The sequence below is a fragment of the Nocardia alni genome, from assembly GCF_019038435.1.
Taxonomy (GTDB): Bacteria; Actinomycetota; Actinomycetes; order Mycobacteriales; family Mycobacteriaceae; genus Nocardia; species Nocardia alni.
This window is the reverse complement of sequence record NZ_JAGPOX010000020.1, coordinates 71,175-86,311: the sequence shown is the minus strand read 5'-3', so window position 1 is coordinate 86,311 and position 15,137 is coordinate 71,175. Positions and strand designations below refer to the sequence as shown.

The window sequence follows — 15,137 nt, the reverse complement described above, 5'->3', positions numbered from 1 at the left end:
GTGGGCGGGCGGGCCGCGGCGGCCGCGATGGTCGCGGCGTTCGAGCGCGAGCCCGAATCCGGATATCAGGTCGTCGGCGTCTGCACGCCGGACGGTGACCCGGCCGATCTGCGGGTCGGTGATCGGGTGATACCGGTTGTGGGCCAGGATCGTTCGATTCTGGCCGCGGTGCGCGCGCGGGGCGCGGATACGGTCGCGATCACCGCGACCGATCATCTGGGCCCGGCCGACTTCCGGCGCATCGCTTGGGAACTGGACCCGCTGGGCGTGGAACTCATTGTGGCGCCCGGCCTGGTCGACATCGCCGGGGTCCGGCTGACCTACCGGCTGGTCGCGGACATGCCGATGATGCACGTGGGGTCCCCGCGTTACGATCGCGCGAAGTCCGTGGGCAAGGCGATGTTCGACTGGTGTTTCGCCGGTTGCGCACTGCTGGCCGTCGCACCCGTGCTGCTGGCGATCGCGATCGCCGTGGGCTGCACCAGCGCGGGCCCGGTGTTCTACCGATCCGAGCGGATCGGCCGGGATGGCAAACCCTTCGCGATGCTCAAGTTTCGCAGCATGTATGTCGACGCCGACGCCCACATCGACAAGCTCATCGCGACCCGTGGCGGGAACGCGTTATATTTCAAGGTTCGGGACGACCCTCGGGTTACGCCGGTCGGACGGCTCATCCGCAAGTTCAGCCTGGACGAGCTGCCGCAGTTCATCAACGTGCTGCGCGGGGAGATGAGCGTGGTGGGGCCGCGCCCCCAGGTTCGCCGCGAGGTGGACTGCTACGACGGCACCATGCGCCGCCGGCTCCTGGTCAAACCGGGGGTGACGGGGTTGTGGCAGGTCAGTGGCCGCTCCGACCTGTCGCCCGAGGACGCCATGCGGCTGGACCTGTCGTATGTGGAGAACTGGTCGATGGTCATGGACCTGCTGCTGATCGGCAGGACGATCGGTGCGGTGACCCGTGGGGACGGTGCGTACTAGCGGAGTGTGCGGCGCCGAACCTGAGAAAGTTTACAGAGTTTATTAATAGGTGTTCACAATTTGTGTGTGGTGTGCTTCACTCGACGGAACGTGTTCCAGAGGAGGTACCCGTGTCCGCCCCGTCCATTTCGCACACCTTCGATTTCACCGACCCCGATCTGCTTGCCAGTCGTTTGCCTGTCGCGGAGTGGGCCGAACTGCGTCGCGCCGCCCCGGTGTGGTGGGTCGAGCAGCCGCACAACGCCGCCGGCTTCGGCGACGACGGCTACTGGGTGGTCAGCCGCCTGGACGACATCAAGGAGATCTCCAAGAAGCCGGAGGTGTTCTCCAACTACGAGAACACCGCGGTGATCCGCTTCTACGACGACATCGCCCGCGAGGAGATCGACATCCAGCGCGGGATGCTGGTCAATCAGGATCCGCCCTCGCACGACAAGTTGCGCCGCATCATCTCTCGCGGTTTCACCCCGCGCGCGGTGGAGAGCCTGCGCGACGCGCTGCGCGAGCGCGCGCAGCGAATCGTGCACGAGGCCAAGAAGAACGGCGGTGGTGACTTCGTCACCCAGGTCGCCTCCGAGCTGCCCCTGCAGGCGATCGCCGAGCTGCTGGGCGTGCCACAGGCCGACCGCGGCAAGCTGTTCGAATGGTCCAACACGATGATGGGCTACGACGACCCGGACTTCAACGGCGACCACAAGATGGCCACGGCCGAAATCATGGGCTACTCCTGGAATCTGGCCGAGGAGCGGCGAGGCTGTCCGGCCGAGGACATCGTGAGCCAGCTGGTCGGCGCCGACGTGGACGGTGAATCCCTCGGCTCCGACGAATTCGCCTGGTTCGTCATCCTGCTGTCGGTCGCGGGCAACGAGACCACCCGCAACGCCACCACACACGGTATGAAGGCGTTCGTCGACAACCCCGAACAGTGGGAGATCTACAAGGCCCAGCGCCCGCGCACCGCGCCCGACGAGATCGTCCGATGGGCCACCCCGGTCATCGCCTTCCAGCGAACCGCCCTGTCGGACACCGAGATCGGCGGTCAGGAGGTCAAGAAGGGCCAGCGCGTCGGGCTGTTCTACGCCTCGGCGAACTTCGACGAGGAGCGCTTCGAGAAGCCCTTCGAGTTCAATGTGCTGCGAGACCCGAACCCGCACGTCGGATTCGGCGGCACCGGCACGCACTACTGCGTGGGCGCCAACCTCGCCCGGCTGCAACTGGACCTGATCTTCAACGCGATCGCCGACGTGATGCCGAACCTGCGTCAGATCTCCGATCCCGTGCGGCTACGCTCAGGATGGTTGAACGGAATCAAGAGCTGGCAGGTTGCTTACGAATAAGCGGTCGGACCCGCGCAGGTGGGTGCGACGGCGGGCAAGCACCGTCGTCGGGCATAGGAGGACACTTGCGTAACCAGGAAGGGCCTCGCTCATTCGATGAACAAGCCGACCGTGACGCCGCATCGGGCGAGGCGGCGCCCCGTGGCGGCGAATTCACACATCGGGGCGGCGGGTCCGGGCGCCGGGCGGGCGAAACCGGCCGCCGCGGCCGGGTGCCCGCTGTCAACGACACCGACATTCGTCGCGTGGCCAGAACCCTGTTGGCCGAGCAGGGCCCGGAGGCGGTGACCCTGCGCGCGATCGCGCGCGCCCTCGGCATCACCGCGCCGGCGCTGTACCGGTACTACGCCTCGCGGGAGGATCTGGCCGCGGCGCTGCGGCGCGACATCTGCATCGATCTGGCCGAGGAGCTGGCCGCCGAGGTCGCCGCGCTCCCGGACGACGGCGTGATTCAACTGTTCGCCATCTGCAAGGGTTTTCGCCGCTGGGCGTTGGCCCACGCCTCGGAGTTCACCCTGGTGTTCGCCTCCCCGGCAGGCGGAAACCGCAGTGCCATGCGGCAATTCGACGAGCCGTTCGGCCGGATCTTCCTGCGGGCGGCCGCCCGCCTGCTGACCACCTACGATGTGGTGCTCCCGTCCTCGGACGCGATCCCGGAGGCGTTGCGCGAGGACCTGATCGGCTTCCAGTCCGAATTGCTCTGCGTGCTGGCCGAATCGGGGCAGAAGTTCCCGGCCGAGAAGCTGGACCTGGGCGTGACCTATCTGATGATCACGTTCTGGGCCAGGATCTACGGCCACGTCACCCTCGAGGTGTTCGGTAATTACCCGATGACCGTGGACGATCCGGACGTGCTGTTCGACGCGACGCTGGAGGATCTGGGCCGCAGCATCGGGGTCATCACGAACGGATGATCGGGAATTCGCCGGTCTCCACCGAGGGGCGGCGAATATTCTTGACCCGATTGAGGATTCGCGGCCGCCGCAGCAGTCGAGCGATCCATTCACCGAGGGTGACCCCGGCGGCGAGCGCGCAGCCGACGCCGAACGCGGCCAGCAGCTGGCTCAGGCCGACCGACTGCTGGTCGTTGAGCAGCGCCGAGAGCCCGCGATACACCGACAGACCCGGTAGCAGCGGGGTGATTCCGGCCATCGCGACGACCAGCGGCGGGGTCAGCGCGCGCCGGGCCATGAGACCACCGGCCAGGCCGACGACACAGGCCGCGACACCCGAGGAGAAGATCGGTCCGACCTCTCCGTACCGCTGTGTGAGCAGGTAGAACGCCGTCGCCACCCCACCGCTGACGGCCGCCGCGGCCAGCGCGCGCCGTTCCGCGTAGCAGGCCAGCGCGAACGCCAGCGAACCGACCGCACCGGCGGCGACCTTGATCGGGAGGTTGGCGGTGGTGCGCCCGGCGTTGATATCGATCGGTGGCACCCCCGCGTGCAGCAGATCGGCCCCGCGCAGCGCCAGCGCCACTCCGGCGATGATCCCGCCGGTGACCATCAGTACCTCGAGCATGCGCGCCGAGGCGGTGATGGGTGCGCCGGTGATGGCGTCCTCCACCGCGCCGACGAGCTGTAACCCACTGAGTAGCACGGTGATTCCGGCCGCGACGATAAGCGACGGATTCGCCTCGATGCGGTGTGGCAAGGTGGCGAGCAGGATCGCGGGCACGGTGGCGATCGCGCCGCCGACCATGGCCTGGAAGAACGTGGGCAGGCCGCGATAGTTGAGGGCCCGGTTGGTGCGGTCGATCGCGGCGGTGGCCGCGCAGCTGCAGACGGCGACCAGCCATCCGCCGCCGAGCAGCAGCCCGATCGAGGCCGCCAGCAGCGCCCAGCCCGCCGTCGCCACCCAGCGGTTGTACGGGTGCGGGGCCGAGGTGAGCTCGGCGAGGGCGGCGTGCGCGTCCTCGACCGGCACGATCTCGCGGCGGATGCGGCGGGTCAGCCGGTCGACGGCGGCCAGACGGGTGAAGTCCAGGGTGCGGTATTGCACCACCCGCATGGTGGACGCGGGCGGCAGGTTGGGCCCGCGGTCGGCGGAGATACGGATCGCGTTGTAGGTGACGTCGATGTCGACGTCGGCCAGACCGTATGTGGCGGCGATGAATTCGATCTGTGTCGTGGTGTCGGTGACCGCGGTGCCCGAGGACAGCACCACCTCGCCGACCCGCTCGGCCAGCTCCAGCACCTGGGTGACCTCGGCATCGTCGGACAGATCGATGGGTCTGAGCGGCGTCGGGACCTCGACCACCGCATCGACCGTCGCGATACGTTTGGCGACCAGCCGGTCGACGACCCGGTCGACCGCGCGCCGCCAGCGGGGCCGTGAGTGCGGGGCATCTATTTGGATAGCTTCCGTAGGCACCTCGTAGTCCACACGTGCAAGGTAGAGGGTTCTTCCACCTGGTGTCATCCCCGGGGAACGGATGGGTTTCGCGTCGTGCGGTGTGCCCTGTCACAGGACCGGCTCAGGTCCCAGCCTGGCGGTCGCGCTTCGTGCCAGGAGTCCGGCATCGCTGAGCAGGAGTCCGGCATCGATGAGATCGAGGCCGGAGCTCTTGCGATGTCGTGCGTTCGTCGATGTCGTCGCGCCTCGCCGGCCTGCCGGAGTGCGCGTCATGATCGCCGAATCGGGGTGTGTTGCGGCCGCGGCCCAGTAGTGCCGTACATGCGCCGACGGGTGGCGCGGATGAGCCGTCTCAGCGATTCCCCGGAGTGTCGAACGTGTACCGGCGGGGGCACGGGTGAGCAGCGTCACCTGTGGCCCGGAAGTGCGATGTCGCGCGGTCGGGGATGCGTTGTGAGCCGAGTCGGCGAAGTCTTGTCACCCGCGCGAGCTAGGGTCGGGACATGGCATCCGACGGTGATACTCGGACGGTGGGAAAAGCGGCGACTGCGGAGCAGGTGGTGACGGCGGAGCCGCCCCGCCCGGCAGAGCAGGCCGAGACCGGTGAGGTCGCCGGCGCGGCAGAGCAGGCCGGCGCAGCAGAGCAGGCAGCGCCCGCGGACCCCGCGGTGACGGCGGCGCATCTGCGTGAGGCGCTCGACGGCCCGTGGCGGGATGTTCGCGATCAGGCGCGCCCCCACCTCGCCGACGAGCGCCTGGCCGGCGATTCGTACCTGGACTATCGCGCCGCGCGGGCCCGGGTCCTCGACCAGATGCGCTTGGTCTCCACGTTCGGCTTGGCCGAGCGCGGATTCCAGCGTGAGCACGGCGGCACCGCCGATCCCGGCGGCGCGGTGACGGGTCTGGAGATGCTCGCGTACGCGGATCTGTCGCTGTGGGTGAAATGCGGCGTCCAATGGGGTCTGTTCGGCGGCGCGGTGGAGAATCTGGGCACCGAGCGCCATGCCGAGGTCGTGCGGCAGCTCATATCGCTGGATCTGCTCGGCTGCTTCGCGATGACCGAATCCGGGCACGGCAGCGATGTGGCGAACCTCGAGACGACGGCCACCTACGATCCGGCGACGCGGGAATTCGTGGTGCACAGCCCGACCGAATCCTCGCGCAAGGACTACATCGGCGGCGCGGCGCAGCACGCGCGCATGGCGGCGGTCTTCGCACAGTTGATCACCGGCGGCGAGGGCAAGGGCGTGCACTGCTTCCTGGTGCCGATCCGCGATGCCGACGGCGGCGATCTGCCCGGCGTCACGACCGGCGACTGCGGGCTCAAGGGCGGGCTGCCCGGGGTCGACAACGGCCGCATCCTGTTCGATCACGTCCGGATCCCGCGCGAGAACCTGCTCAACCGCTACGCCGACGTGGACCCGGACGGCACGTACAGCTCCGAGATCGACAATCCCAGCCGCCGCTTCTTCACCACGCTCGGCACGCTGGTGCGCGGGCGGATCAGCGTCGGCGGGGCCGCGGCCGCGGGTGCGCGCGTGGCGCTGAGCATCGCCCTGCGCTACGCCGACCAGCGTCGCCAGTTCGACGATCCGGACACCGGCGAGGAGGTGCTGCTGCTGGACTACCGCAGCCATCAGCGTCGCCTGCTGCCGCATGTGGCACGCGCGTTCGCCCTGTCCTTCGCCCAGAACGACCTGGTGCGCCGCATGCACCTCATCCAGACCGGCCAGGACCTGGCTCAGGGCGCGCAGCGGGCCCTGGAGAAGCGGGCCGCCGGGCTCAAGGTCGCGCAGACCAGGCACGCCACCCGCGCGATCCAGGAGTGCCGCGAGGCCTGCGGCGGCGCCGGATATCTCACCGAGAACCGCCTGGTCACCCTGAAGGCCGACACCGACGTGTTCACCACGTTCGAGGGCGACAACGTGGTCCTCACCCAGCTGGTCGCCAAGGACCTGCTGACCTCCTACTCCGACGAGGTCCGCGATCTGGACGCCCTGGGCTGGGTGCGCTTCGCGGCCACCATGGCCCGCGACGTCGTGCGCGAGAGTTCCGGTGTGCGCCAACTGATCCAGCGCCTGCGCGACCGCACCGGCGATTCGCTCGACGAGGGCGACCTGTCCCGCCGCGCGGTCCAACTGCAATTGTTCGCCGACCGCGAGGACTACCTCGTGCGCACCGCCGCCCACCGGCTGCGTGCCCGCGCGAAGGAGACCAACCCCTTCGAGGCGTTCAACAACGCACAGGACCACATCCTGCTCGCCGGCGAGGCCCATATCGAGCGCCTGACACTGGAGGCGTTCATCGAGGGCATCGCCGACATCCAGGACGAGGAAGCCCGAACCCTCGCCGAAACCGTCTGCGACCTGTATGTCTACTCGACCCTGGAGCAGAACCAGGCCTGGTTCATCATGCACCGCTTCATGTCGGTGGACCGGGCCAAACAGGTCCGCCGCGGTGTGAACGAACTGGTCGACCGCCTGCGCCCGCACAGCCGCATCCTGGTCGAGGCGATGGGCGTCCCGGAGGAGTCACTCCGATCGGCCATGCTGAACGACGCGAGCGTGCATCAGGGGCAGTAAGTTACGGACTGTGCTCACCTGAGCACGGCCACAGGGTGATCCCGGGTGTCGGGTGGGCGCAGCTCCGCATCGAGATGTTCTGGCCGGTCCCCGCCGGCCGGGTCGGGCCGAGACCAGCGGATCGCTCCAGTGGCTTGGCGCGCGAAACCCGAGTCTCGAAGGCTGGAGACGTCCGCCCCCTGCCAGCAGCATGACGGCAGCACATACCCTCCACGACTGCCGGTGCTGTCACTCTCGGCGGGGTGGCAGGCAGGTGTCACCGCGGCGTCGGGGCCGGTGCGCGCGACGCGGGGTGGTGGCGAGGCCCGGATAAGGTCGAGTGCGTGAACCGCCCGCCCGCCCTCGTTACCTACCGTGCCGCGCTCATGGCACTGACCGTACTGCTCGGCGTGCTGGTCACCGTGTTACTGCCGCTGAGCTTTCCGGCGGGTGGCGGGCCGACCGGGTTCGATCGGGTGGTGGATGGGCACATTCACTCCGCGCTGGACTCGCATCCGGGTTGGTATCGGGTGCTGGTGACGCCCAGTGACGCTCCTGTCGTGCTCGTGGTGCTGTTGGTGGGTGTGCTGTGGTACGCGTGGCGGCGAGACTGGTGGCGGGCCGGATTCCTGTTGGTGGCACCGGAACTTGCGGTCGCGCTCAACACCTATGCGCTGAAGTACGTGTGGCACAGGCATCTTCATCACTATCTGGCCTATCCCAGCGGGCACACCGTCCAATTCATGGCTATCGCTACGGGTTTCGTACTCGTCGCGCCGACCGCGCGGATTCGGGCCATCGAGGCGGTGGTCGCGGTGGTGCTGCTACCGGTGATCGCGGTCGGGATGGTCGGGCTCGGCTACCACTATCCGACCGATGTGGTGGGCGGCACGGCGACCGCGGTCGCGCTTGTTACCGCGATGTACGCGGCCCTGACCGCGCTCACCCACCCCGCCGGTTCACCGTCCCCGTAGGTCAGACCGGGCCGTACTGCAGCAGCATCGCGATCACGAACCACACCAGCCACACAATCCCGATGAGCATGCCCAGCGCCAGGAACACGCGCATGAACGTGCGGCCCAGGTCGATGTCGCCGGACTGCCGTGGATACAGCTCCCACGGCGAGTACCACGGCATGTTGACCGTTCTCTTACCCTCGGTGGCGAGCTGTTCGGCCTGCCACTGCTCCTCCAGGTAGGCCTCGGCCTGCGCCTGCTGCGGTCCGCCGTGCCAGAGTGTGACGTCCACCGGCCCGCCGAAGCCCTCGGCGATGAGGTCCTGCGGCGCGGGCAGATAGGGCAGGATGTTCAGCCCGCGGAACGCCATCGCCACATCGTTGATCGTCCACTGCGCGCGGCCCAGCGAGGCCAGCGCGTTCAGGTACTCGGCCAGGTGCTCGGGCCGGTCACCGAGCACCACCTGGAGGTAGGGATCGTTCCACAGCTGCTTCACCCGCAGCTTGACGCCCTGCTGTGGGACCACCAGCACCGCGCCCTGCACGACCCGCTGCCCGAGACCGCGCTGGGCCAGCCAACTCTGCAACGCGTACGTGTGCTCGCGCGAGGTGTCCAGCGGGGGCCGCCGCTCCCCGCCCTCCAGCGAGACGACCTGGCTGCCGACCCGCCACGGCCCGTTCAGCGGCACCTCGAGTTCCCCGGACGCCCGATCCACCAGCGCCTCGGCCTCGATGACCACGCATGCGGTGGGCGTCCACACGATCGCGTCGAACTGATGGAGTCTGTCTTCGAAGAACAAACTGCAGTTGACCGCGGCCACCCCATGTGGCGCCTGCGGCCCCTTCCAGGTGCGCAACCAGTCGATCAGCACCCGCTCTGCCAAGGTCCCGGCGGCATTCTGCACTCGCACGAGCATTGGACGACCCGCCTTCCCCTCGACACTCGTTATGGCACAGCATAAATGCCCGCGCGTATCCGGGAACGGAACTGCCGCGAACGTGTTCTGTCGTTTACCGGGGTGGGTGAGTTCAGGCGGTGGGGACCGCCGGATCGACCGGGCTGATCGGCAGGCGCAGGGCGCCCGGGGCCCAGACCGGCACCGTCGGCTGGATCGGTGCGACAGGATCGATCCGCCGATACCGCGTGCCCAGCCGCGGTCGCGGATCGGTCGCGCCCTTGTTCGGCCAGAAGGCCATCGCGCGCTCGGCCTGGGCGGTGATGGTCAGGGACGGGTTCACGCCCAGATTCGCCGTGACCGCCGAACCGTCCGCGACATGCAGGCCCGGATGCCCGAACACCCGCTGATACGGGTCGACCACGCCCTCGTCGGGGCCCTCGCCGATCACGCAGCCACCGATGTAGTGCGCTGTGGCGGGGATGTTGAACACGTCCATGACCAGGCCGTGCGCATCACCGTTCACCTTCTCCGCGAAGCGGCGGCCGATATCGTGCGCCGCCGGGATCCAGGTCGGATTGGGTGTGCCGGTGCCCTCTTTGGTCTTCAGCCGCCCCCAGCGCCGGAACGAGGTCAGCGAATTGTCCAGGGACTGCATGACCAGCAGGATCACCGACTTCTCCGAGGCGTGCCTGGCGTTGAGGCTGCGCAGGAACACCATAGGGTGCACCACCATCGCCAGCAGGAACCGCAGGAACCGGAACGCGCCGCCGTCCACGATCGGCACCGACATCGGGAACAGCGCGTTCTGGCCCTTGCCGTAGTGGCACACCTCGATGTGGGTGTCGGGTTCGGGGTGGATCGAGGAGGTGATCGCGATGCCCTCGGCGAAATCGCGCTGCTCGCGGCTGACCACGGCCAGGATCGCCTCGGAGTTACTGCGGGTCAGCTCGCCCAGGCGCGGTGACAGATGCGGCAGCACCTTCTCCTCGCGCATCTTGTGCAGCAGCTTCTGCGTGCCGAGGGCCGCCGCGGCGAACACCACCTGCTCCGCGGTGAAGGTCCTGCGCTGCTTGCGGATCCAGCGATCCGAGCGGGCCGTCTCGATGGCGTAACCGCCGCCGATCATGGGCCGCACCTTGGTGGCGGTGGTCAGCTCCCAGACCTTCGCCCCGGCCTGTTCGGCCAGGTAGAGGTAGTTGGTCGGGGTGGTGTTCTTGGCGTTGTGCGGGCAGCCGGTGAAGCAGCGCGCGCAGTGGATGCAGCCGCTGCGCTGCGGACCCGCCCCGCCGAAGTACGGGTCGTCCACCTCGGTGCCGGGATCCTCCTCGTTGAAGAACACCCCGACGTTGGTGGGATGGTAGGTCTCCCCGACGCCGAGATCCTCGGCGATCGAGCGGATGACCTCGTCGGCGGGGGTGACGCGTGGATTCGGCGCCACCCCGAGCATGCGCTTGGCCTGGTCGTAGTAGGGAGCCAGCTCGCTGTGCCAGTCGGTGATGTGCGCCCACTGCTGGTCGCGGTAGAAGTTGGGCAGCGGCTCGTACAGAGTGTTGCCGTAGATCAGGGAGCCGCCGCCCACGCCGGAGGCGGAGAACACCGCGCACTTGCCGAGCAGGCTGATCCGCTGCGGGCCGGTCAGCCCGAGCCGGGGAGCCCAGATCGACTTGCGCACATTCCAATTCGACTTGGGAATATCCTCGGCGGGCCAGCGGCGGCCGGATTCGAGGACGGCGACGCGGTAGCCCTTCTCGGTCAGGCGCAGCGCGCTGACGCTCCCGCCGAAACCGGAGCCGATCACGACCACGTCGTAGTCGAAGTTGGCCAATGGTCTTCCTCTCGCACATGCACGCCGACCTGCGCGTCAACGTGAAACACTTTCCGGCTCATTGTCTCACCATCGGGGGCGTCGCGAACCCGACACCCCATCTATCGGGTGACGGTACGGTAGGCGTATGACATCCGGCGCGGTTGGCGGTTTCCGTGAGATTCCGGTAAGCAACAGGCTGTGACGAGCCAACCCGGCACCGCCCCACCGGCCCCGAACCGCGAGGACCGAGTCTGGACGTTGCCCAACGCGCTGAGCGTGCTGCGGCTGATCGGGGTTCCGGTTTTCCTGTGGCTGATCCTGGTCGTCAAGGCCGACGGATGGGCGTTCGCCTTGCTGATCGCCAGCGGTTTCACCGACTACCTGGACGGTAAACTGGCTCGCCTGCTGGACCAGTATTCCCGCCTCGGCGCGCTGCTCGATCCGTTCGTGGACCGGCTGTACCTGGTGGCGACGCTGCTGGGGCTGCTGCTGCGCGGCATCCTGCCGTGGCCGTTCGTGGTCGTGCTGATCGGCCGCGATCTGATCCTGGCCGCGGTCCTGCCGATCTACCGCCGGCGCGCGCTGGATCCGCCCGAGGTGATCTATCTGGGCAAGGCCGCGACGTTCGCGCTGATGGCCGCGCTGCCGTGGCTGCTGGCGGGGCAGATGCACTGGCCGCTGTCGGGTTTCGGCCGCGCCTTCGGCTGGGCGTTCCTGATCTGGGGTACGGCGGTGTACGTGTGGACCGGCGTGCTCTACCTCGGTAAGGCTCTCGCGGTGGCCCGGGTGATACCGGCTGTACCCAACGATTCACACTCCGGCGATCAACGTTGACTAGAGTGTTCGCCACGCCCGTGAAAGGACGCCCCTGTGAAAGGACGCCCCGTGAAAGGACTCAGCCGGTGACCGACCTCCCCGAGGATCTGCGCTATACCGAGGAACACGAGTGGGTACGGCGAGTGGGTCCGACGCGCGTGCGGATCGGAATCACCGATTACGCGCAGTCACAGCTCGGTGACGTCGTATTCGTGCAGCTGCCTGCGATCGATACCGATGTGACGTCCGGCGACGGCATCGCGGAGGTCGAATCGACCAAGAGCGTCTCGGATATCTACGCGCCGCTGAGCGCCAAAGTCGTTGCGGCGAACGAGCTCCTGGACGCCGAGCCGGAGACGCTGAACACCGATCCGTACGGCGACGGCTGGCTGTTCGAACTCGAGGTCGCCGACGCCGCGGGACTGGACAACACACTCGCGAAGTTGTTGGACGCGACAGGTTATCAAGGAGTTATCGCAGGCTGAAGCCGCCTTCACAGTTCTACCTGCACGGGATCACCCCGGCAGGGTACGGTCAATGCCAACAGATGTGCCGGCGGCCGAATTCCGGGATTGTCAGGGTTTTGCAGGGTTTGCTCGAGGGTGCGACAGCCGGTCGCGCTCCAGCGGGCGGCAATGCCGGAATTGGGATGCTTGTACGGATAATCGGTTCGAGGAGGAGAGCAAGGGTGAGCGAGAACAAAGACCCGGTATACGGGGAGAGCGCGGCCGAGACGACATCGGTGTTCCGCGCGGATTTCCTCAACGAGGTCGAGGCGTCGCGCTCCGGTGAGCAGACCGGCGAGCAGCCGGTGCAGGGTGTCGAGGGGTTGCCGGCGGGCGCGGCCCTGCTGGTGGTCAAGCGCGGCCCGAACGCGGGTTCGCGGTTCCTGCTGGATCAGCCGACCACCTCGGCCGGGCGCCACCCCGACAGCGACATCTTTCTCGACGATGTCACGGTGAGTCGGCGTCACGCGGAGTTCCGTCAGGACGACGACACCTTCCAGGTGGTCGACGTGGGCAGCCTGAACGGTACGTACGTCAACCGGGAGCCGGTGGACTCCTCGGAGCTGCAGAACGGCGACGAGGTGCAGATCGGTAAATTCCGGCTGGTCTTCCTCACCGGTCCGCGCCCGGCGGGCGATTCCGCGGCGCTATAGGGGTCGGCACGAGATGACAGGCGCTGCGCAGTGGACCCGCGGGGGTATGTCGATCGGCTCCGTGCTGGATCTGCTGCGTCCGGATTTCCCGGACATCACCATCTCGAAGATCCGCTTCCTCGAATCGGAGGGGTTGATCAGCCCGGAGCGCACGCCCTCCGGGTATCGCAGGTTCTCGGTCGCCGATGTGGAGCGGCTCAAATTCGTATTGACCGCCCAGCGCGACCAGTACCTGCCGTTGAAGGTGATAAAGGAGCAGCTGGAAGCGATCGACAGCGGTGCCGCGACGCTCGGAGTGCGCGAGGCGCGCGCCCGGGCGGACGGCGCCACCGGTGCGAACGGGGCCGACGGCTCGGGGCGTGTGCCCGAGTCCGTCCGCTCCGCCGCCCTCACCCCACCCCGGCGGCTCGGCGTGGTTCCCAGTGAAGTCACGCCCGACGAGCTGAAGTTCGACGCGGAGATCCGCATGACCCGCGCGGACCTGTTGGAGCAGGCCGGTATCGACGAGAAATTCCTCTCCGAGCTGATCCGCGCGAATCTGATCACACCCGGCGCGGCGGGTTACTTCGATGCCGAGGCCGTCAGGCTGGCACGCACGGCCCGGGCGATGAGCGAATTCGGTTTGGAGGCGCGGCATCTGCGCGCGTTCAAGCTCGCCGCCGACCGTGAGGCCGCGATGATCGCGCAGATCGTGGCCCCGATCGCCAAGAGCCGCGACGCCGACGCTCGCGCTCGCGCGGAGGAGACGGTGCGCGAATTGGCCGCTTTGTCGCTGACGCTGCATACCAGCCTGGTGAAGACGTCGGTGCGCGGCACCCTCGGCGGCTGAAATCTTCGCCTAGACTCGGTGTTACGGTCGACTTCGCGGGACGGCCGTGAGTATGGGAGGCAGTGGCGAGTCATGACTGAAATGCGTGTTATCGGCATCCGTGTCGAACAACCCCAGAATCAGCCCGTGCTGTTGCTCCGCGAGGTGTCCGGCGACCGATACCTACCCATCTGGATCGGTCAGGCCGAGGCGACGGCGATCGTCCTCGAACAAGAGGGCGTCACACCCATCCGTCCGCTCACCCACGACCTGATCAAGATCCTGATCCACGACCTGGGGCATACACTCAAAGAGGTTCGGATCGTGGATCTGCAGGAGGGCACCTTCTATGCGGACCTGGTGTTCGAGAACGATCTGCGGATCTCGGCGCGCCCCTCGGATTCGGTAGCCATCGCCTTGCGCGTGGGTTGCCCGATCTACGCCGAGGAGCCGGTGCTCGAGGAGGCCGGGCTGGTGATGCCCGACGAGCGCGAGGACGAGGTGGAGAAGTTCAAGGAGTTCCTGGAGTCGGTGTCTCCGGACGATTTCAAGGCAACCGACAGCTGAAATCCGCGGTGTCGTCCCGGCGGCGGATGCGCCGGGATCGCGGGAACGAATGGTGGTCGATCCCTGCCCCGAGGTCGCGATTAACCCTCATGTAGAGGTCGAGAAACACGCGGTCGGCGGAGTTTGGTCGGAGGCCGGTGCTGTCGGGACAATCGAGAGGGTAGCCTCGACAGTTAGGCCGTGGTTCTTCTTCGGCAGTGAGGGAGTAGTCAGTGGTAGTCCAAGAGGGAGACCAAACGCGTCAGACATCACCGTCGACTGCGGCCGTGGTGCAGCCAGGACTGTTCCCCGATGACACGGTGCCCGACGAGCTGGTCGGTTACCGCGTCCCCAGCGCGTGCCAGGTGGCCGGGATCACCTACCGGCAGCTCGACTACTGGGCCCGCACGGGCTTGGTCGTCCCGTCGATCCGTGGTGCGAGCGGATCGGGCAGCCAGCGACTGTACTCGTTCAAAGACATCCTGGTCCTCAAGATCGTCAAGCGCCTGCTGGACGCGGGGATCTCTTTACAGAACATCCGCATCGCGGTAGACCACCTGCGCAGCCGCGGTGTCCAGGATCTGGCCCGCATCACCCTGTTCTCCGACGGCGCCACTGTCTACGAGTGCACCTCGCCCGAGGAAGTCGTCGATTTACTGCAGGGCGGCCAGGGCGTCTTCGGCATCGCCGTCGGCGGCGCCATGCGGGAACTGACCGGTGCGATCGCCGCATTCCCGGCCGAGCGCGCGGAGACGCGCAGCGAGCGGCCCGAGGACGAGCTGGCCTTCCGTCGCAAGGTCCGGGACGACCGCAAGACGGGGTAGGACTCCCCGGTCCCGGCGGCGTGAACACGTTCGGTCCTACCCTGGGGGCGTCGTCACGCGAACGATAAGCCCGCGATCCGGTACTGCCTCCT

General features: G+C 67.6%; 14 protein-coding genes. 11 read left to right on the top strand and 3 right to left on the bottom strand.

Features of this window, described 5'->3' with window-relative positions; all coding sequences use genetic code 11:
* The 3 genes from JZ791_RS10850 to JZ791_RS10840 form a co-directional block, all read left to right on the top strand.
* Positions 1 to 978: sugar transferase (locus tag JZ791_RS10850; protein WP_216894097.1), on the top strand; the 978-nt coding region annotated here is incomplete at its 5' end.
* A gap of 110 nt (positions 979 to 1,088) precedes the next feature.
* Entirely contained in the window at positions 1,089 to 2,315 is a 1,227-nt protein-coding gene (locus JZ791_RS10845; protein ID WP_216894096.1) for a cytochrome P450, read from the top strand.
* A 245-nt stretch (positions 2,316 to 2,560) separates the two neighbouring features.
* Positions 2,561 to 3,229 (top strand): TetR/AcrR family transcriptional regulator, encoded by a 669-nt coding sequence (locus tag JZ791_RS10840; RefSeq protein WP_308162879.1) that lies wholly within the window; start codon positions 2,561 to 2,563, stop codon positions 3,227 to 3,229.
* Here JZ791_RS10840 and JZ791_RS10835 read toward each other — a convergent pair.
* Positions 3,216 to 4,667: a threonine/serine exporter family protein gene (locus tag JZ791_RS10835; protein ID WP_438804501.1), complete on the bottom strand. Its 1,452-nt coding sequence runs from the start codon at positions 4,665 to 4,667 to the stop codon at positions 3,216 to 3,218. The genes JZ791_RS10840 and JZ791_RS10835 overlap by 14 nt on opposite strands.
* Before the next feature lie 506 nt (positions 4,668 to 5,173).
* On the opposite strand from JZ791_RS10835, the gene JZ791_RS10830 reads away from it, so the two are divergent.
* Positions 5,174 to 7,252, top strand: a complete 2,079-nt coding sequence (locus JZ791_RS10830) for an acyl-CoA dehydrogenase family protein (RefSeq protein WP_216894093.1) — start codon at positions 5,174 to 5,176, stop codon at positions 7,250 to 7,252.
* A 323-nt stretch (positions 7,253 to 7,575) separates the two neighbouring features.
* The gene (locus JZ791_RS46005; protein WP_216894092.1) at positions 7,576 to 8,205 is read left to right on the top strand and encodes a phosphatase PAP2 family protein; all 630 of its coding nucleotides are present in this window, start codon (positions 7,576 to 7,578) and stop codon (positions 8,203 to 8,205) included.
* Position 8,206: 1 nt separating this feature from the next.
* Here JZ791_RS46005 and JZ791_RS10820 read toward each other — a convergent pair whose 3' ends face one another.
* Positions 8,207 to 9,103 carry a nuclease-related domain-containing protein gene (locus tag JZ791_RS10820; protein WP_216894091.1) on the bottom strand — a complete coding sequence of 299 codons (897 nt, stop codon included), beginning with the start codon at positions 9,101 to 9,103 and terminating at the stop codon, positions 8,207 to 8,209.
* Between the two features lie 112 nt (positions 9,104 to 9,215).
* A complete protein-coding gene (locus tag JZ791_RS10815) occupies positions 9,216 to 10,910 on the bottom strand; it encodes a GMC oxidoreductase (RefSeq protein WP_216894090.1) in 1,695 nt (564 codons plus the stop codon).
* Positions 10,911 to 11,090: 180 nt separating this feature from the next.
* Between JZ791_RS10815 and JZ791_RS10810 the strand changes: the two genes are divergently transcribed.
* The 6 genes from JZ791_RS10810 to JZ791_RS10785 all read left to right on the top strand — a co-directional run bounded on the left by JZ791_RS10810 (position 11,091) and on the right by JZ791_RS10785 (position 15,045).
* A complete protein-coding gene (locus JZ791_RS10810) occupies positions 11,091 to 11,726 on the top strand; it encodes a CDP-alcohol phosphatidyltransferase family protein (RefSeq protein ID WP_216894089.1) in 636 nt (211 codons plus the stop codon).
* A gap of 68 nt (positions 11,727 to 11,794) precedes the next feature.
* Positions 11,795 to 12,193 (top strand): glycine cleavage system protein GcvH, encoded by a 399-nt coding sequence (gene gcvH, locus JZ791_RS10805; RefSeq protein WP_216894088.1) that lies wholly within the window; start codon positions 11,795 to 11,797, stop codon positions 12,191 to 12,193.
* A 203-nt stretch (positions 12,194 to 12,396) separates the two neighbouring features.
* The gene (gene garA, locus JZ791_RS10800; RefSeq protein ID WP_216894087.1) at positions 12,397 to 12,867 is read left to right on the top strand and encodes a glycogen accumulation regulator GarA; all 471 of its coding nucleotides are present in this window, start codon (positions 12,397 to 12,399) and stop codon (positions 12,865 to 12,867) included.
* Between the two features lie 13 nt (positions 12,868 to 12,880).
* Positions 12,881 to 13,696 carry a transcriptional regulator FtsR gene (ftsR, locus tag JZ791_RS10795; RefSeq protein ID WP_438804499.1) on the top strand — a complete coding sequence of 272 codons (816 nt, stop codon included), beginning with the start codon at positions 12,881 to 12,883 and terminating at the stop codon, positions 13,694 to 13,696.
* A gap of 72 nt (positions 13,697 to 13,768) precedes the next feature.
* Positions 13,769 to 14,242, top strand: coding sequence for a bifunctional nuclease family protein (locus JZ791_RS10790; RefSeq protein ID WP_215916800.1), 474 nt, complete (start codon positions 13,769 to 13,771; stop codon positions 14,240 to 14,242).
* A gap of 212 nt (positions 14,243 to 14,454) precedes the next feature.
* Complete coding sequence (locus tag JZ791_RS10785; RefSeq protein WP_216894085.1) at positions 14,455 to 15,045, top strand: MerR family transcriptional regulator; 591 nt, start codon at positions 14,455 to 14,457, stop codon at positions 15,043 to 15,045.
* Positions 15,046 to 15,137: the final 92 nt, after the last annotated feature.